Here is an 18,123-nt window from a genome sequence, read left to right as displayed (position 1 = left end):
CGCCGCACCTCGGAGTGCTGAGCCGCCGTGCCGCACCTCGAAGTGTTCAGTGGCTGCGTCGCCCCCGTTGTGCTCAGCGGCTGCGTCGCACCTCGAAGTGGTCGATGCGCCTGCCGCTCTCCGCGAGCGCCGACACCTTGAGCCGGGGAGTCGTGCCCGCCTCCGCCTCCACCGAGAGGAAGGAGAAGCCGGCATAGCGCACCCGGGACCACGTCACGGTCTCCCGCTGCTGGTTCTGCGACCTGGTCCAGTGGAAGCTGTCCACGGACTCGCGGTCGACGACCTGCCCCTCGTAGCTGTTCCGCACGCCCGGCGGAAAGCCGTACAGGTCGCGGCCGCCGCCGCCCGCGGTGACGTACACGATCCCGTCCCGGGTCGGGTCCGTCGAGCCGCCGACCGGCACCGGCCGCCCCACCGCGCCGTTCTTGATGGCGTCGGTCCGCTCGTAGACGTGGTTGTGGCCGTTGATCACCAGGTCCACCTGGTGCTTCGCGAACAGCGGCAGCCACTCCGCGCGCACCCCGCCGTCGGACGCGTGCGTGGACGTCGAGTACGCGCAGTGGTGGAAGAAGACCACGACGAAGTCCACCGAGGCCGAGGAGCGCAGCTCGCGCAGCTTCCCGTCCAGCCACTTCGTCTGCTTGCCGCCCGTGTACCCCAGGTTCGCGGGAATCTCGTACGAGACGTCGTTCGCGTCCAGGGCCACGACGCCGACATTGCCGTACGTGAAGGAGTACGCGCCCGGCGCCGTCCGCGGATCGAAGCCGCTGTCCGGGAGCGAGAAACGGGCCGCCTGGCCGCCGTAGCCGTCCGGTGAGTACCAGGCCTCCATGTCGTGGTTGCCGGTCGTCACCATCCACGGCACCGACTTCGCCACCGGCTCGGTCTGCTTGAGGAACAGGTCCCAGTACCCCGGGTCGAACCCGTCCGTCTTCTCGCCGTGGCCGGACCCGTCCGCGTAACAGATGTCACCCGCGTGGAGGTGGAAGGCGGGCTTCTGGCGCAGCAGCACCTGGTCGTTGGCGAGCGCGGCCTCGCTGACGCCCTGGTCGCCGAAGGCGGTGAACGTGAACCGCCGCGGGCTCGCCGGTGCCGTACGGAAGGAGCCGATCGTCGAACTGCGCCGCGGGGAGGCCGGGTCGAAGCCGTCGTGCCCGACGCCGTAGTAGTACGTCGTGTCGGGCCGCAGGCCGTCCAGGGCCGCGTGCAGGTAGTACTGGTCGAGTGCCAGCCGTACGCCCTGCACTCCCGGGGTGTGCAGATCGCGGACCTCGGCCTCGATCTTCCGGCTCAGCTGGCCGGGGTGCAGACCCACCCGGACGAATGGTTTCTTCACCGCGAGCGGCACCTGCCAGGAGATCCGCATCTGGGTCTTCGGGTCGGCGCCGAAGGCGAGATGGCGGCCGAAGGGGGTGACGACGGAGCCGTGCGCCTGTCCGGTGGCCGGGTTCGCCTTCGAGGCGGGCGATGTCGCGGACGTTGCGGACGTCGTGGACGTCGTGGCCGAGGAAGAGGGCGAGGAGGAACAGCCGGCCAGCAGTCCGCCGCCCGCGAACGCGCCCGCCGTCACCAGCGCGCGGCGCCGGGAGAGCTTTGTGCGCAGGTACTCGTACTGCTCGGCCATGCTCATCCGACGGGCGAGGTGCTCCGGAATGCCGACGTCAGGGGTGTCCATGAAGGTGAACTTCCCAGCAAGCCCCAACGTCCGGCATACGTACGGGTGAACGCGAGCCGACGAAAACACTGTGCGAACCTCCGCGACACTCCAGCGCTGTCCGGATGGCGGACAGGTCGTGTCATCCCATGGGACAGGGAGTACGGTGCCTTCATGTCTCGCAGCATCAATCTCGCAGTGATTCCCGGTGACGGCATCGGCCAGGAGGTCGTGGCCCAGGGGCTGAAGGTGCTCTCCGCCGTCCTTCCGCAGGATGTGAAGCTGGAGACCAAGGAGTTCGACTTCGGGGCCAAGCGCTACCACGCCACCGGTGAGACCCTCACCGAGGCCGACCTGGACGCCCTGAAGCAGCACGACGCGATCCTGCTCGGCGCGATCGGTGATCCCTCGGTCCCCTCCGGCGTCCTGGAGCGCGGCTTCCTGCTCAAGCTCCGCTTCGCCTTCGACCACCACGTCAACCTGCGTCCGTCGAAGCTCCTTCCGGGTGTCGCCACCCCGCTGGCCGGCCAGCCGGAGATCGACTTCGTCGTGGTCCGCGAGGGCACCGAGGGCCCGTACACGGGCAACGGCGGCACCATCCGCAAGGGCACCGAGCACGAGGTCGCCACCGAGGTCTCCGTCAACACGGCCTTCGGTGTCGAGCGCGTCGTCCGTGACGCCTTCGCCCGTGCCCAGGCCCGCCCCCGCAAGAAGCTGACGCTGGTTCACAAGAACAACGTGCTGACCTTCGCGGGCCACCTCTGGACGAACGTCTTCAACAAGGTGGCCGAGGAGTTCCCCGAGGTCACCACGGACTACATCCACGTGGACGCCGCGACGATCTACCTCGTCACGGACCCGGCCCGCTTCGACGTGATCGTCACCGACAACCTCTTCGGCGACATCATCACCGACCTCGCCGCGGCCGTCTCCGGCGGCATCGGCGTCGCCGCGAGCGGGAACATCAACCCCTCCGGCGAGTTCCCCTCGATGTTCGAGCCCGTGCACGGCTCGGCCCCGGACATCGCGGGCCAGGGCAAGGCCGACCCCAGCGCCACCGTCCTGTCCGTCGCCCTGCTGCTGCGTCACCTCGGCTACGAGGCCGAGGCCGCGCGCATCGAGGACGCCGTCTCCGCCGACCTCGCGGAGCGCGTCGGCGGGCCCGCCCGCAGCACCGCGGAGATCGGCGACGCGCTCGCCGTACGAGTAGCCGGCTGACCCGCCGCGCCACTTACCTTCCGTAGGAGCCGCCGGGTCGCATGAGCACCCGGCGGCTTTTCTTATGCCCTCACCGGGTGCCACCATCAAGCCCTGGGCCGCATTCACACCGTTTTCGTCCATGGCTCCGCGCGCGGGATAATCGAACGCGGAGCCGCGGAATGAGGGAATGCTCGGACGTCCTAGCACTGGCCACTGGCAGTACAGGCGTGAGCGCGGCCCGTCACACACAACCGGTGAAGGACAACCACATGACGACGCCCACGATCGAGCTCAAGCCCTCTTCGCAGCCGCGCAGCGCGGCGGAGCGCGAGGGGATTCTCGCCAACCCCGGGTTCGGCCGCCACTTCACCGATCACATGGTGACGATCAAGTGGACCGAGGGCCGCGGCTGGCACGACGGCCAGCTCGTTCCGTACGGCCCGCTCTCCCTCGACCCGGCGAACATGACCCTCCACTACGCGCAGGAGATCTTCGAGGGCCTCAAGGCCTACCGCCAGCCCGACGGGTCCGTCGCCACCTTCCGCCCGGACAAGAACGCCAGGCGCTTCCAGGCCTCCGCCCGCCGGCTCGGCATGCCGGAGCTGCCGGTGGAGACGTTCATCGAGGCCTGTGACGTGCTGGTCCAGCAGGACCGCGCCTGGGTCCCCGCCCACGGTGGCGAGGAGTCCCTCTATCTACGCCCGTTCATGATCGCGACCGAGGTCGGCCTGGGTGTGAAGCCCGCCAACGAGTACCTCTTCCTCGTCATCGCCTCCCCCGCGGGCGCGTACTTCGCGGGCGGCGTGAAGCCGGTGTCGATCTGGCTCTCCGAGGACCGCGTGCGCGCCGTGCCCGGCGGCATGGGCGACGCCAAGACCGGCGGCAACTACGCGGCCTCGCTGCTCGCGCAGGCCGAGGCCGCGGCGAAGGGCTGCGACCAGGTCTGCTATCTCGACGCGGTCGAGCACCAGTGGATCGAGGAACTCGGCGGCATGAACCTGTACTTCGTGTACGGGGACAGGATCGTCACCCCGTCCCTCACGGGCTCCATCCTGGAGGGCGTCACCCGCGACTCCCTCCTCACCGTCGCCCGCGACCTCGGCTACACCTCCGAGGAGGGCCGCGTCTCCATCGACCAGTGGCAGCGCGATGCGGAGAACGGCACCCTGACCGAGGTCTTCGCCTGCGGTACGGCGGCGGTCATCACCCCCGTCGGCACCGTCAAGCGCACCGGCGCCGAATGGCAGCAGTCCGCCGGCGAGCCCGGCGAGGTCACCCTGAAACTGCGCGAGGCGCTTCTCGACATCCAGCGCGGTGTCAGCGAGGACAAGCACAGCTGGATGCACCCGCTGGGCTAGCACCGACGACATCCTCGGGGCCGGGTCCCCCTGCCCTCTGCCGGGGACACCGGCAGCAGGGCGGGGGGTCCTCGGCGCCGGGGGCCCTTGGCCCCGGGGGTCTTTGGCGCTTGGGTCGGGGTCCGTGGCGCGCCCGGACCGGGGCGCGCTCGGGGCTCGGAGCTCGGGATGGAGTCGTTCCTGCCGGGGCGGGACCCCCGCGTTCCGCCGGTCGCCGGTTCCCGACAGGTGTGCGGGGACCGGGAGTTGGTTCGACGCGTAGCGTCACCCCGGGGCGGGTATTTCACTGATTCCACGGGGGAGCGTGCCCTCCCGTGCGCCCGCACGGACACGGAGGGAGCGCAGGTGAGCGCAGGGTCGCCGATACCACGACTGCGCTGGCTGCTGCGTACCTTGCGTACTCCGCGCCGCCCCCAGAGCCTCACCGTCCTCCTCCTGCTCGCCGCTGCCGCCGGGTTCCTCCTGTGGAGCAGCTCGCGGATGGACAACTACGAGGAGAACCTGACCCTCAACCTCGGCACCGACATCGTCGGCGTCGTCGTCACCGTCTTCGTGATCGGCCCGCTGATCAGCCGCGCCCAGGAGGGCCGGGTCCGCGAACACACCCGGCTGGACTACGAATGGTTCAGCGCCCAGGTCTACGGCTCGACCTCGAACGTGAAGGTCCTCGACACCTTCTCCAACGTCTTCGGCCCGCAGTTCTCCGAGCGCCTCTTCCGCGGCATCAAGGCGGCCACCGGGCACGGGGCCCGGGTGCAGATCCTGCTCCTCGACCCGGACTCCCTCGCGGTGATCCTGCGCGGCCGCGAGCTGGGCGAGCGGAGCGCCGACATCCGCCGTGACATCATGCGCAACCTGCGGACCCTGGACCGGTTCGCGCTCCGGCTCGACGAGAACTCCCGCCAGCTCCTCGAAGTACGCCTCTGCTCCACGTCCCCCGGCGTGACCCTCTACCGCTGGGACGAGCGTTCCCTGGTCTCCTTCCTCACCGTCGGCCGCCTCTCCGGCGAGGGAGTCCAGCTGGAGGTCGCCGTCCGCTCCCCGCTCGGCGCGTTCGTCGAACAGCGCTTCGACGAGCTGTGGCAGCAGAGCAAGCCGATGGAACGGTTCACCCATCTGCCGGTGACCCTGGTCGACGCGACCGACGGCCGCCGGGAGTTCAGCTGCCGCTTCGTCCATGTGGACGACTGTCTCTACATCGCCGGGCACGACCTCGTGTCGTACATGGCACGTCACCGCCTCGACCAACTCTCCGCCTACAGCGAGGCCCTGAGCGGGTCGGGTGCGCACGAGCTGATCGTCGTGGACGACGAGAGCGAGCTGCACCGGCTGCTCATGCAGCGCTTCGCGGAGAAGTACGATGCGTCGGCGGCCGCCTTCGTCGAGTTGCGGCCGCCGGTCCTGGTCAGGGAATAGAGGCCCCGGCACACATGAGTTCAGCGCTCCACCCCGCTCATCACGCAAGCCAAAGCTCTCCGCAGCCGGGCCCCAGCTCTTCGCAGCCGGGCCCAAGTTCACCGCGCACGAGCCCCGGCTCTCCGGACGCGAGCCCCCGGTCTCCGCACCCGAGCCCCCGTTTCCGCGCCTTCACGCCCCGTGACCTGGACGGCCTGCTGCGGCGCGTGCCCCTGTCGCCCACCGAGCGGCTCGCCCTGCGGGCCGTGGCGGCGGTCCTGCCGTTCCGTACGAACGCCTATGTGGTCGACGAGTTGATCGACTGGGCGGCGGTGCCCGACGACCCGATCTTCCGGCTGACGTTCCCGCAGGCCGAGATGTTGCCCGAGCCCGACCTCAAGCAGATGGCGGACCTGCTCGCCCAGGAGGCTCCGAAGGCCGACATCCTGCGCGCGGCCCACGAGATCCGCATGCGGCTCAACCCGCACCCCTCGGGCCAGCTCGACGCCAACGTCCCCGTGTACGAGGGCCGGCGCCTCACCGGTCTCCAGCACAAGTACCCGGAAACCGTGCTGATCTTCCCGCGCCAGGGCCAGACCTGCCACGCCTACTGCACCTACTGCTTCCGCTGGCCCCAGTTCGTCGGCGAGTCCGACCTGCGCATCGCCACCGACGACATCGAAACCACCTCCGCCTATCTGCGGGCGCACCCGGAGGTCACCAGCGCGCTCATCACCGGCGGGGACCCGCTCGTGATGAGCACCGAGGTGCTGCGCCGCTACGTCGAACCGCTCCTGGAGATCGACTCGATCCGGTCGATCCGTATCGGCACCAAGGCGCTCGCCTTCTGGCCGTACCGCTTGCTCACCGACCGCGACGCCGACGAACTGCTGCGCCTGTTCGAGAAGGTCGTCGCGAGCGGCCGCACCCTCGCCCTGATGGCCCATTTCACCCATCCCCAGGAACTGCGGCCCCCGGTCGTGCGCGAGGCGATGCGCCGGGTGCGCGACACAGGCGCCGTGATCCGCTGTCAGGGGCCGCTGGTCAAGGGCATCAACGACAGCGCCGAGGCGTGGGCCGAGCTGTGGAACGAGACGACCGCGCTGGGCGCCGTGCCGTACTACCAGTTCGTGGAGCGGGACACCGGTCCGCAGGGCTACTTCGGGGTGCCGCTGGCCCGCGGCCACCAGATCTTCCGCGACGCCTACGCCCAGGTCTCGGGCCTCGCACGGACCGTGCGGGGCCCGGTCATGTCGGCGATGCCCGGCAAGGTGTGCGTGGACGGCACGGCGGAGGTGGGCGGCGAGCGGGTCTTCGTGCTGCACCTCATCCAGGCCCGCGACCCGGAGCTCGTGGGCCGGCCGTTCTTCGCCGCGTACGACGAGGACGCCACCTGGTTCAGCGACCTGAAACCCGCGTTCGGCGCGAGTCGGTTCCTGCCCGGCCTGGAGACGGGCTGAGCCGAGGACCCCTCCCGCCGGATTTTGAAACGCTGTTCAATGTGACGGGTGACGTTGGACGCACCCCGGACCTCAATGCCGGCTCAATGCTGGTAGCTCCTGCATGCCCTGGTTAGAGTGATGCTCTAATCGTGTGAGGGCAAGGAGGTGTCGCGACGTGAGACTGACCCCAACGGAACGTGACCGGCTGCTGCTCTTCGGGGCCGCCGAGCTGGCCCGTGCCCGCCGGGCCAGGGGCCTCAGGCTGAACGTCCCCGAGGCGACCGCCGTCATCGCCGACACCGTCTGCGAGGCGGCCCGGGACGGGCGCCGGCTCGCCGAGGCGATCGCGGCGGCGCGGGCGGTGCTCGGCCCGGACGACGTGCTGCCGGGCGTCGCCGACATCGTCACCGAGGTGCACGTCGAGGCGGTCTTCGACGACGGCTCCCGGCTCGCGGTCGTCAGCGACCCCCTCGGAGGAGGGCTGGGGGAACAGGCGCCGGGCGCGCTGCTGCCGGGGCCGGCGCACGTCGAGCCCGAGCCGGTCGTGCGGCTGACGGTCACCAACACCGCCGCCGTGCCGGTCTCGGTGACCTCGCACTTCCATTTCTTCGAGGCCAACCCGCGGCTCGACTTCGCACGGGCGGCGGCGTACGGGATGCGGCTCGCGGTCCCCGCGGGGTCGTCGGTCCGGTTCGGGCCGGGGGAGAGCGCCGAGGTGGGGCTGCTGCCGATCGGGGGCGAGCGGATCGCGATCGGCTTCGCGGGACTGGTCGACGGCCCGCTGGACGCCCCCGGAGCCCGAGAAGAGGCCCTGCACAGGGCCGCCGCCTGCGGCTACCTCGGAGCCGGGGAAACCCGGGAAGCCGGGGAAGGCGGGCCGTTGTGAATCCGTACGAGTACGCCGCCACCCACGGCCCCCGCGCGGGCGACCGCGTCCGGCTCGGTGACTCGGGGCTGACGATCCGTGTGGAGTCCGACGCCCAGCGGTACGGGGACGAGTTCCTCGCCGGGTTCGGCAAGACCGCTCGGGACGGGCTGCACCTCAAGGCCGCCGCGGTCCGTGAGACCTGTGACGTCGTCATCAGCAACGTCGTGGTGATCGACGCGGCGCTGGGGATCCGGAAGGTCTCCATCGGCATTCGTGAGGGGCGGATCCACTCGATCGGGCGGGCCGGGAACCCCGACACCCTCGACGGGGTGGATGTGGTGGTCGGTACGGGGACGTCGATCGTCTCGGGCGAGGGGCTCATCGCCACCGCCGGAGCCGTCGACACCCATGTCCATCTGTTGTCACCGCGCATCATGGAGGCCTCGCTCGCCTCCGGCGTGACCACGATCATCGGCCAGGAGTTCGGGCCGGTGTGGGGCGTCGGCGTCAACTCGCCCTGGGCGCTGCGGCACGCCTTCAACGCCTTCGACGCCTGGCCGGTCAACATCGGCTTCCTGGGCCGGGGTTCGTCCTCCGACGCGGCGCCCCTCGTCGAAGCCCTGGCCGAGGGCGGCGCGAGCGGCTTCAAGGTGCACGAGGACATGGGCGCCCACACCCGCGCCCTCGACACCGCGCTGCGCGTCGCCGAGGAACACGACGTCCAGGTCGCCCTGCACAGCGACGGGCTGAACGAATGCCTGTCGGTCGAGGACACCCTGCGCGTCCTCGAAGGCCGGACCATCCACGCCTTCCACATCGAGGGCTGCGGCGGCGGCCATGTACCGAACGTGCTGAAAATGGCGGGGGTCCCGAACGTCATAGGCTCCTCCACCAACCCCACCCTGCCCTTCGGCCGGGACGCGGTCGCCGAGCACTACGGCATGATCGTCTCCGTCCACGACCTGAAGACCGATCTGCCCGGCGACGCGGCCATGGCCCGCGACCGGATCCGCGCCGGGACCATGGGCGCCGAGGACGTGCTGCACGATCTGGGCGCCATCGGCATCACCTCCTCGGACGCCCAGGGCATGGGCCGCGCGGGCGAGACCGTACGCCGCACCTTCGCGATGGCCGGAAAGATGAAGGCCGAGCGCGGCGCCCCGGCGGACGTGGACCACGACAACGAGCGCGTCCTGCGCTACCTGGCCAAGCTCACCATCAACCCCGCCATCGCCCACGGACTCGCCCACGAGGTCGGCTCGATCGAGGTCGGCAAGCTCGCCGACATCGTCCTGTGGCGCCCGGAGTTCTTCGGCGCCAAGCCGCAGCTCGTCCTCAAGTCCGGCTTCCCGGCGTACGGCGTCGTCGGCGACCCGAACGCCGCCACCGACACCTGCGAACCCCTCGTCCTGGGGCCGCAGTTCGGGGCGCACGGAGCGACGCCCGCCGAGATCTCGGTGGCCTTCGTCGCGCGCGCCGCACTCGACCAGGGCAACGACGGCCTGCCGACCCGGCGGCGCAGAGTCGCCGTGCGCGGCACCCGCGGGATCGGCCCGGCCGACCTGCGCCTCAACTCCCGTACGGGATCGGTCGACGTCGACCCGCGCACCGGCCTGGTCACCCTGGACGGCGACCCGCTGCGCTCCGAGCCCGCCGACTCGGTCTCCCTCAACCGCCTCTACTTCCTCTGAAGGTGCACGTCATGACCCCTGCCGCCGACGGTTTCCGGATGCCCGCCGAGTGGACCCCGCACGAGCGCACCTGGATGGCGTGGCCGGGCCCCAACCCCACCTTCGACAACCCGGACGACCTCGCGGAGGCGCGGACGGCCTGGGCGGCGGTGGCGCGCGCGATCCGCCGGTTCGAGCCGGTGACGGTCGTGTGCGGGCCCGGGCAGTCGGCCGCGGCGCGGGGGCTGCTCGGCCCGGACGTCGACACCGTCGAACGCGAACTCGACGACGCCTGGATGCGCGACATCGGCCCCACCTTCCTCATCGACGGGAAGGGCGGACTGGCCTCCGTGGACTGGACGTTCAACGGCTGGGGCGCCCAGCACTGGGCCCGCTGGGAGCACGACGCCAGGATCGGCGCGTATGTCTCGGACCTCGCGGGGGCGAAGACGTACGCCTCGAAGCTGGTCAACGAGGGCGGCGCGATCCACGTCGACGGCGAGGGGACCGTGCTGCTCACCGAGACCGTGCAGCTCGGCCCCGAACGCAACCCCGGCTGGACGCGCGAGCGGGTGGAGGCGGAGATCCACGCCCACCTCGGCACCCGCAAGGCGATCTGGCTGCCGCGCGGGCTGACCGGCGACTATCCTCCCCCACTGCCTCAAGGGCGTGGGGGGACCCCCAACGGCTTCGGCACGCTCGGCCATGTCGACATCGTGGCCGCGTTCGCCCGCCCGGGGGTCGTGGTCGCGCACTCCCAGCCGGATCCGGCGCACCCGGACCACGAGGTGACGCAGGAGGTCATCGGCCTGCTCAAGGCGGGGACCGACGCGCGGGGCCGCCGGCTGGAGGTCGTCGAGGTCCAGGCCCCGACCGCCTTGGAGGCCGACGGCCACTGGGCCGACTACTCCTACATCAACCACTACCTCTGCAACGGCGGCGTGGTGCTCTGCGGCTTCGACGACCCGCGCGACGAGCTCGCGGCGGGGATCTTCCGGCGGCTTTTCCCGGAGCGGACGGTGACGCTGGTGGACGCACGTACGATCTTTGCCGGAGGCGGCGGTATCCACTGCGTCACCCAGCAGCAGCCGAGGGTCTGAGACGGGCTCGGGGGACCGCTGAAAGGATTGCTGCTGAAAGGATCGCTACGGGGAGTGGAGAACGTACGGGTGAACGCGCTGCTCCGCCTCGCACACGGGCGACGGCCGACCGAGCCCGCCCGACGGCTCGTACCGAACACCGTCCGCGTGGTGGTGGAGGGCGTGGAGGCCGGCTCGTGACCAGGCGCCGCAACACCGCCCCGCCCCGTGAGGACGTCCTCGCCGCGGCCATGGACATGATCGCCGAGCGTGGCCTGGAGAAGCTCACCATGGCGGCGCTCGGCCGCGAGGTCGGGATGAGCAGCGGTCATCTCCTCTACTACTTCCACTCCAAGGACGAACTGCTGCTGCGGACGCTGGAGTGGAGCGAGGGGCGGCTCGGGGCCGAGCGCGGCCGGTTGCTGACGCGACCGGTCACGGCTCGTGAGCGGCTCGACGCGTACGTCGACCTGTACGTCCCCGACGGTCACCGCGACCCGCACTGGACGCTCTGGCTGGAGGTCTGGAACCGCTCGCAGAACGCCGACGAGGACGCCCGTGAGCGTCAGGTCGCCATCGAGGGCGCCTGGCACCGCGACCTGGTGGCGCTGATCGCCGAGGGTGTCTCGCGCGGTGAGTTCCGGGCCGTCGACCCGGACCGGTTCGCGGCGCGGCTGCGGGCCCTCCTCGACGGGTTCTCCATTCATGTGGCGATCGGGCTGCGCGGCACCGACCGGCGGCAGGTCCTGCACCACGTAAGGCAATTCCTGGACGAATCGCTGGGGTGAGCGGCGTGCGCGGACGGTCGATCATTCGTCCGGGTTGTACGTAATCGAACGCATTGACCCGGAGTGTGTGGTGCGGTTGCATCCGGGTGAGCCCCTGGTACGGGACCGGGGGACGACAGGATTCCGGGGGGAAATCATGTCCATCGCTACCCGTGTGTCCTTAGGAGTCGCACTGGTGCTCGGGCTCATGGGAGCCGCCGTCCCGAGCGCCGGTGCGGCCCCGCACACACCACGCATCGAGCGGATCAGCACCGCCGCCGACGGCACCCAGGCCGACGGCGCCTCCGGGAGAGCCGGGGTCACCCCGAACGGCCGCTACGTCGCCTTCCGCTCCTCGGCGACCAACCTCGTACCCGAGGGGGTCAGCCATCCGGCCACCTACTCGTACATACGTGACCTGCGGTCCGGCAAGGTCACGAAGATCGAGGCCGCCCTGGGAACACCGGCCCTGAGCGCGGACGGCCACTACGCCGCGGTCACCGAATGGGGCAGCCACCACATCAATGTCTTCCTGATCGACCTCCGTACGGGCGAGCGGAAGCGGATCGACGACTCCCCGGCCGGCGCGTACTCCCCGTCGATCAGCGCCAACGGCCGCTACATCGCTTGGCCTTCGTCTCGGCCGCCGACAACCTCGTCCGCGGGGACACCGACGGCGTCGCGGACGTCTTCGTCAAGAACCTGACGACGGGAGCCGTCGAACGGGTGAGCGTCGCGGCTGACGGCACCGGGGCGAACGGCGCGGCGGGCACGGTGTCGATGGGCGGCGGCCGGGTCGCCTTCTCCGCCACCGCCACGAATCTGGTCCCCGGTGACACGAACGGTGTCAGCGACGTCTTCGTGGCCGCGCCGGCAGCGGCGGACGTGCGCACGGCACGGCTGAGCACCGCCGCGGCCGGGGGCCGGCTCGCCGCCGACCGCGCGACGGGCGGATTCACCTGCGTCTATGTGAAGGACCCGCGGACCGGCGCGCTGCGGCGGGTCCCGGACACCCAGCTCCACACCCACCGCCCGGTCATCAGTGCGAAGGGTCACTCCGTCGGGTACTCCAGTGGCAACCGGTGCCCGATGCCGTACGTCTACGACCGTGTGACCGGAGAGACCCAGCGGCTCTGGCCCGCGCAGCCGCCCCAGGACACCCTGGCGTACGTCCGCGACCTGCGCACCGGCCGCACCCAGCCGGTCGGCGCCCTGGTGCCGGGAGACACCAACGGGGTGGCGGACGTGTTCATCGGCGTCCTTCGCCACGGCCACGGCCAGAGCCGCTGATCATCGGGCACCGCTGATCATCCGGCACCACTGACCATCCGGCACCACTCGCCGTACGGCCTGACCGACCGTCCGGCATCACCGATCACCGATCACAGATCACCGTGCACATCCATCACCAGCAGGGGGAACAGAACTTGTACGCCAGCACTCGCACCGCCCTCGCCGCAGCCCTGGTCGCCGCCACCGTGGCGCTGACGGGAACCTCGGCGCACGCCGCCCCCGGGGGCCCGCACACCGAGCGGGTCACCGTGTCCGCCACCGGGGCGCAGTCGAACGGCGACTCGGGCGGCCCGTCGCTCAGTGCCGACGGCCGCTACGCCGCGTTCGCCTCGTTGGGCTCCACCCTGGTGCCCGGCGACACCAACCACGCCGCGGACGCCTTCGTACGCGATCTGCGCAAGGGGACCCTGGAACGGGTCAGCGTCGCCACGGACGGGGCGCAGGCCGACGGATCGACGAACAACCTGACGATCAGCGGAGACGGCCGGTACGTCGCCTTCGCCTCCGCCGCCTCGAACCTCGTGCACTGGGACGACGGCCGGCAGAAGGGGGAGGACGTGTACGTCCACGACCGTCGCACCGGCCGCACCGAGCGGGTGAGCACCGGCGCGGACGGCGGCACGGCCCAGGTGTACGGCAGCGTCGCGATCTCGTACGACGGCCGGTACGTCGCCTTCAACGCCCCCGTGAACCGGGTGGAGCCGGGGCAGACGAGCCTCGGCCTCGCCGCGTACGTGACCGACCGCCGCACCGGCAAGGTCCAGCGGATCAGCAACCACACCCAGCCGGAGTGGAGCACCTTCGACGTCGAGATCAGCGCGGACGGGCGGTACGTGGCGTACACGCAGCGCCACCCGCGCGGCGGGCGCAGTGAGATCTGGGTGGCCGACCGGCGCACCGGCACCGAGGAGCAGGCGGACCTCACACCGGCCGGCGCGCCCTCGACCGGCGAGGCCGGCGGCATGTCGCTCTCCGCGGACGGCCGCCGTATCGCCTTCCACAGCTCGGCCGACGACCTCGTCCCGTCCACGCCCGGCAACAGCACCCGGATCTTCGTACGGGACCTGAGCACCGACACCACCCGGCGCATCGACCACGACGGTCCGGGCCAGGTCGGCTTCGGCGGCGCCCGGCTCAGCCCCGACGGGCGGTACGTGGCGTACCTCTTCGCCGTGCCGACCCCGAGCGGCGACCTCGTCGACAACATCTACGTACGGGATCTGCGTACCGGAGACACCCGGCTCGCCACCGTCGCCACCGGGGGAGGAGCGGCTACCGACGGCTTCTCCCTTCCCTCGTCCCTCAGCGCGAACGGCGGGGCGGTCGCCTTCCTCTCCTCCTCGGCGCAGCTCGTCCCCGGCGACACCAACGGGCACGCCGACGGGTTCGTCCGCCACCTGAACCGAACCCGCGCGGAGTAGCCCACCGCTCGCATCCTGAGACACCCCGTGAGCACGGGGGCGGTATGTGCCAGACTGCCCCCGTGCTCTCGTTCGCCATGATTATTGGCAGCAGGCGCGCCGGTCCGCAGTGACCGCCACGTACCACCACGTACGGGCGGGCATCGTCGTCCTCGACCCGCGCGCAGACCTCTCGCACCCGCGAGAGGTTTTTCGTTTTCCTGGCCCACCTCAAGCCGGGAGAGGAGCGCGAGGGATCATTGGAGGACGGTGGAGCCGGTCATTCCGGTACAGACCGAGATCCGACATCAGGAGCCGAACACCATGACCGAAACCAGCGAGCTCGACGATTCGTTCCACGTCTTCGACACGACCCTGCGTGACGGCGCGCAGCGTGAGGGCATCAACCTCACCGTGGCGGACAAGCTGGCCATCGCACGGCACCTGGACGACTTCGGAGTGGGCTTCATCGAAGGCGGCTGGCCCGGGGCCAACCCGCGCGACACCGAGTTCTTCGCCCGCGCCCAGCAGGAGATCGACTTCCAGCACGCGCAGCTGGTGGCCTTCGGCGCGACACGCCGGGCGGGCGGCAAGGCGTCGGAGGACCCGCAGGTCAAGGCGCTCCTGGACTCCGGCGCCCAGGTGATCACCCTCGTCGCCAAGTCCCACGACCGGCATGTCGAGCTGGCCCTGCGCACCACCCTCGACGAGAACCTGGAGATGGTCCGCGACACGGTCTCGTACCTGCGTGAGCAGGGCCGCCGGGTCTTCGTCGACTGCGAGCACTTCTTCGACGGCTACCGTGCGAACCCCGAGTACGCGAAGGCCGTGGTCCGCGCCGCCTCCGAGGCCGGCGCCGACGTGGTCGTGCTCTGCGACACCAACGGCGGCATGCTCCCCGCCCAGGTCCAGGCGGTCGTCGCCACGGTCCTCGCCGACACCGGCGCCCGGCTCGGCATGCACGCCCAGGACGACACGGGCTGCGCGGTCGCCAACACCCTCGCCGCGGTCGACGCGGGCGCGACCCACGTCCAGTGCACGGCGAACGGCTACGGCGAGCGGGTCGGCAACTCGAACCTGTTCCCGGTGGTGGCGGCCCTGGAACTGAAGTACGGCAAGAAGGTCCTGCCCGAGGGCGCCCTGCGCGAGATGACCCGCATCTCGCACGCGATCGCCGAGGTCGTGAACCTCACCCCTTCCACGCACCAGCCGTACGTCGGTGTCTCCGCCTTCGCGCACAAGGCCGGCCTGCACGCCTCAGCGATCAAGGTCGACCCCGACCTCTACCAGCACATCGACCCCGAGCAGGTCGGCAACACCATGCGGATGCTGGTCTCCGACATGGCGGGCCGCGCGTCGATCGAGCTCAAGGGCAAGGAACTCGGCGTCGACATCAGCGGGGACCGCGAGCTGGTCGGCCGGGTCGTCGAGCGGGTCAAGGAGCGCGAGCTCAAGGGCTACACGTACGAGGCCGCCGACGCGTCCTTCGAACTGCTCCTCCGCGCGGAGGCCGAGGGCCGGGCCCGCAAGTACTTCCGGGTCGAGTCCTGGCGCGCGATCGTCGAGGACCGCCCCGACGGCACCCACGCCAACGAAGCCACCGTCAAGCTCTTCGCCAAGGGCGAGCGCATCGTCGCCACGGCGGAGGGCAACGGTCCGGTGAACGCCCTGGACCGTGCCCTGCGGGTGGCGCTGGAAAAGATCTATCCCCAGCTCGCCAAGCTGGAACTGGTCGACTACAAGGTCCGCATCCTCGAAGGCAAGCACGGCACCCAGTCCACCACCCGCGTCCTGATCTCCACCTCCGACGGTGCGGGCGAGTGGTCCACGGTCGGCGTCGCGGAGAACGTGATCGCCGCGTCCTGGCAGGCGCTGGAGGACGCGTACACGTACGGCTTGCTGCGGGCCGGGGTGGAACCGGCGGAGTAGTCGACCCGGGGCCAGGGGAGGGGCGGGCTTCGGGCGTTCCCGCCCCCTGCCCGTCCCCTCCCCGGGGGCCGGCCGTGCTCTGCCTACCGCAGTGCCCACTTCTGGTTGGCCGCCCCCGTGCAGGACCACAGCTGAGCCCGCGCCCCGTTCGCGGCCGAGTTGTCCGTCACATCAAGACACTTGCCGGCCGCCGTGTTGACCACGTCGCCCGTCGAAGCGTTGTACGACCACCGCTGCGCTCCGGTCCCATTGCAGTCGTAGAGCTGAACCTTCGCACCGTCGGCCGTGGAAGCCGACACGACATCCAGACACTTGCCCAACGCCTGGATCGAACCGTCCCCGGTCACCGTCCACCGCTGAGCGGTCGAGCTGTTGCAGTCGTACAGCTGAACCGCCGTACCGTTCGTCGACGAACCCCCCGCCACATCGAGGCACTTGCCCGCGAGCCCGACGAAGGCCCCCGACTGCGTACCCCCACCCGCCTGCGTACCGGACCAGGTGAAGGTGGCCGAGGTCTTGCCGGGCAGCGAGTACGTCGCGTGCTGCGAGCCCCAGTTGATGGTCACGGTCTTCGCCGCCGACGCGTCGTTGTAGGCGATCAGCGCCTTCGAACCGTCAGGATTCCGCCACGCCACGTTCGGCACCGACGCACTCGCCGTGGAGGCGACCCGCTGAGCCCCGGGCCGCACGAACTTCGTCAGATGCCCCATCGTGTAGTACTCGATCGTGTAGTCGACCTGCCCACTCGCACCGTCCCCGTTGTGGACGGTGATCAGCCCGGAACAGGTCCCGCACCCGCCGTTGTGCGGCCCCCGGTTCTGGTCCACGGCCAGCGACCACTTCGTCACCGACTTCGCCCAGTTGCGTGTGTAGTCGACGATGTTGAACATGTCCTCGCGCTGCTGATTGGCGATCCAGGTGCCACCGGAGTGCTCGGTACCGAAGGCGTCCACCCCCGGGTACTGGTTGTGCACGCTCGTCTGCTTGCCCACGTCCCCGCCGTACCCGTGCCAGGCGATCCCCCCGAAGTTCGGATGCGCGCGCACGGCCGCGTCGTCGACGGTCTGGGCGGCGTACGAGTCGTACACGTCCCAGTTCCAGTCGTGCGCCAGCACCTTCGTGGAGAGCCCCGCGGCCTGCAGCTTCGGCAGCAGCTCACTCTTGGTGAAGTACGCGAGCCCCGACGCGTTCCAGCTCATCGACGGATACCCCGAGCAGCACGTCGGCTCGTTCTGCGCGGTGACGTACGAGACCGGCACTCCTTGGTCCCGGTACGCCTGGAGGTACTTCACGAAGTACGAGGCGTACGCCGCGTAGTCCTCCGCCTTCAGCCAGCCGCCGTTGAGCTGCCCGCTGTCCTTCATCCAGGCCGGCGCCGTCCACGGCGAGGCCATCACGGTCAGCGAGGGATTGAGCTGCAGCGCCTGCTTGGTCAGCGGCACCACATCGGCCAGATCGTGCGCGATCGAGAACGAGGAGAGGGACGGGTCCGTCTGCCCGGCGGGCACGTCGTCGTACGTGTACCCGTACCGGGCGAGATCGGACGCACCCATCGGATTGCGCAGGAAGGACAGCCCGATCCCGTCCGTCGGCGAGAACAGCTTGCGCATCGTCGCGTCCCGAGTGGTCCCCGACAGCGCCCCGCTGCTGTTCATCAGCCAGGCCGCGGTGTCCGTGAAGGACGCGCCGCCGCCGGTGAAGGTCTGGTAGCGGGTGTTCTCGTCGACGGTGATGTTCTCGCCGCTGCCGCCGGTGCCGGCCTGGAAGGCGAACGGTGTCTGGGCCTGCAGCCCGCGCACGACATGGCGCCCGCCGTCGTCGTCCGTCGTGGTGAGCCAGGCGGTGACCTGCTCACCGGCGGCCTGCGCGGGAGTCGCCGCCGTGAAACCGGCCGCGGTGAGCAACCCGGCGAGGAACAGCCCGGCCGCTCTTCTGTATCTCTTCATGGAACGCCGCCTTCTGGAGGTGGGGGATGAGAGGCGTGCGAGGCGTGAGTAAATGACGGCTTCGTATACGCGTCAAGGGGGTGCGCGTTCAGAATTTGAAGGATCAACGCCCCTGATCCGGA

15 protein-coding genes are annotated in these 18,123 nt (G+C 70.4%); 13 read left to right on the top strand and 2 right to left on the bottom strand.

Translation table 11 applies throughout. From position 1 onward, the window contains the following. Positions 1–73: 73 nt before the first annotated feature. Positions 74–1,675, bottom strand: coding sequence for a purple acid phosphatase family protein (locus RV986_RS15795; protein WP_475918013.1), 1,602 nt, complete (start codon positions 1,673–1,675; stop codon positions 74–76). A gap of 153 nt (positions 1,676–1,828) precedes the next feature. Between RV986_RS15795 and RV986_RS15790 the strand changes: the two genes are divergently transcribed. From RV986_RS15790 to cimA, 13 genes are all read left to right on the top strand, one after another. Further along, on the top strand, positions 1,829–2,872 hold the full coding sequence (locus RV986_RS15790; protein WP_475918012.1) for a 3-isopropylmalate dehydrogenase: 1,044 nt from the start codon (positions 1,829–1,831) through the stop codon (positions 2,870–2,872). Positions 2,873–3,123: 251 nt separating this feature from the next. Then, the gene (locus tag RV986_RS15785; RefSeq protein ID WP_475918011.1) at positions 3,124–4,212 is read left to right on the top strand and encodes a branched-chain amino acid aminotransferase; all 1,089 of its coding nucleotides are present in this window, start codon (positions 3,124–3,126) and stop codon (positions 4,210–4,212) included. Between the two features lie 345 nt (positions 4,213–4,557). Beyond that, positions 4,558–5,628 carry a hypothetical protein gene (locus RV986_RS15780; protein ID WP_475918010.1) on the top strand — a complete coding sequence of 357 codons (1,071 nt, stop codon included), beginning with the start codon at positions 4,558–4,560 and terminating at the stop codon, positions 5,626–5,628. 206 nt (positions 5,629–5,834) lie between these two features. Next, positions 5,835–7,067, top strand: coding sequence for a KamA family radical SAM protein (locus tag RV986_RS15775; protein WP_475918009.1), 1,233 nt, complete (start codon positions 5,835–5,837; stop codon positions 7,065–7,067). A 157-nt stretch (positions 7,068–7,224) separates the two neighbouring features. Continuing rightward, complete coding sequence (ureA, locus tag RV986_RS15770) at positions 7,225–7,935, top strand: urease subunit gamma (protein WP_475918008.1); 711 nt, start codon at positions 7,225–7,227, stop codon at positions 7,933–7,935. Further along, positions 7,932–9,608, top strand: a complete 1,677-nt coding sequence (locus RV986_RS15765) for an urease subunit alpha (RefSeq protein ID WP_475918007.1) — start codon at positions 7,932–7,934, stop codon at positions 9,606–9,608. Before ureA ends, RV986_RS15765 begins: the two co-directional genes overlap by 4 nt. Before the next feature lie 11 nt (positions 9,609–9,619). Next, positions 9,620–10,687: an agmatine deiminase family protein gene (locus RV986_RS15760; RefSeq protein WP_475918006.1), complete on the top strand. Its 1,068-nt coding sequence runs from the start codon at positions 9,620–9,622 to the stop codon at positions 10,685–10,687. 54 nt (positions 10,688–10,741) lie between these two features. Next, positions 10,742–10,867: a hypothetical protein gene (locus tag RV986_RS15755; RefSeq protein ID WP_475918005.1), complete on the top strand. Its 126-nt coding sequence runs from the start codon at positions 10,742–10,744 to the stop codon at positions 10,865–10,867. A gap of 50 nt (positions 10,868–10,917) precedes the next feature. After that, the gene (locus tag RV986_RS15750; RefSeq protein ID WP_475924292.1) at positions 10,918–11,454 is read left to right on the top strand and encodes a TetR/AcrR family transcriptional regulator; all 537 of its coding nucleotides are present in this window, start codon (positions 10,918–10,920) and stop codon (positions 11,452–11,454) included. 136 nt (positions 11,455–11,590) lie between these two features. After that, entirely contained in the window at positions 11,591–12,139 is a 549-nt protein-coding gene (locus tag RV986_RS15745) for a hypothetical protein (protein WP_475918004.1), read from the top strand. After that, on the top strand, positions 12,061–12,723 hold the full coding sequence (locus RV986_RS15740) for a TolB family protein (RefSeq protein ID WP_475918003.1): 663 nt from the start codon (positions 12,061–12,063) through the stop codon (positions 12,721–12,723). The genes RV986_RS15745 and RV986_RS15740 overlap by 79 nt, the downstream gene beginning before the upstream one ends. Positions 12,724–12,860: 137 nt before the next feature. Beyond that, the gene (locus RV986_RS15735; protein ID WP_475918002.1) at positions 12,861–14,147 is read left to right on the top strand and encodes a hypothetical protein; all 1,287 of its coding nucleotides are present in this window, start codon (positions 12,861–12,863) and stop codon (positions 14,145–14,147) included. A gap of 303 nt (positions 14,148–14,450) precedes the next feature. Further along, positions 14,451–16,055 (top strand): citramalate synthase, encoded by a 1,605-nt coding sequence (gene cimA / locus RV986_RS15730; RefSeq protein ID WP_475918001.1) that lies wholly within the window; start codon positions 14,451–14,453, stop codon positions 16,053–16,055. 83 nt (positions 16,056–16,138) lie between these two features. Here the strand turns inward: cimA and RV986_RS15725 are convergent, their stop codons facing one another. Continuing rightward, on the bottom strand, positions 16,139–18,001 hold the full coding sequence (locus tag RV986_RS15725; RefSeq protein WP_475918000.1) for a lectin: 1,863 nt from the start codon (positions 17,999–18,001) through the stop codon (positions 16,139–16,141). Positions 18,002–18,123 lie beyond the last annotated feature (122 nt).

This window comes from Streptomyces sp. RLA012 (assembly GCF_056270325.1).
This window is presented reverse-complemented; position numbering and strand designations above follow the sequence as displayed.

Bases quoted from the DNA above. Each gene is read 5' to 3' on its own strand.
- RV986_RS15795 (WP_475918013.1), bottom strand. From the start codon at position 1,675: ATGGACACCCCTGACGTCGGCATTCCGGAGCACCTCGCCCGTCGGATG.
- RV986_RS15790 (WP_475918012.1), top strand. From the start codon at position 1,829: ATGTCTCGCAGCATCAATCTCGCAGTGATTCCCGGTGACGGCATCGGC.
- RV986_RS15785 (WP_475918011.1), top strand. From the start codon at position 3,124: ATGACGACGCCCACGATCGAGCTCAAGCCCTCTTCGCAGCCGCGCAGC.
- RV986_RS15760 (WP_475918006.1), top strand. From the start codon at position 9,620: ATGACCCCTGCCGCCGACGGTTTCCGGATGCCCGCCGAGTGGACCCCG.
- RV986_RS15750 (WP_475924292.1), top strand. From the start codon at position 10,918: ATGGACATGATCGCCGAGCGTGGCCTGGAGAAGCTCACCATGGCGGCG.
- RV986_RS15745 (WP_475918004.1), top strand. From the start codon at position 11,591: ATGTCCATCGCTACCCGTGTGTCCTTAGGAGTCGCACTGGTGCTCGGG.
- cimA (WP_475918001.1), top strand. From the start codon at position 14,451: ATGACCGAAACCAGCGAGCTCGACGATTCGTTCCACGTCTTCGACACG.
- RV986_RS15725 (WP_475918000.1), bottom strand. From the start codon at position 18,001: ATGAAGAGATACAGAAGAGCGGCCGGGCTGTTCCTCGCCGGGTTGCTC.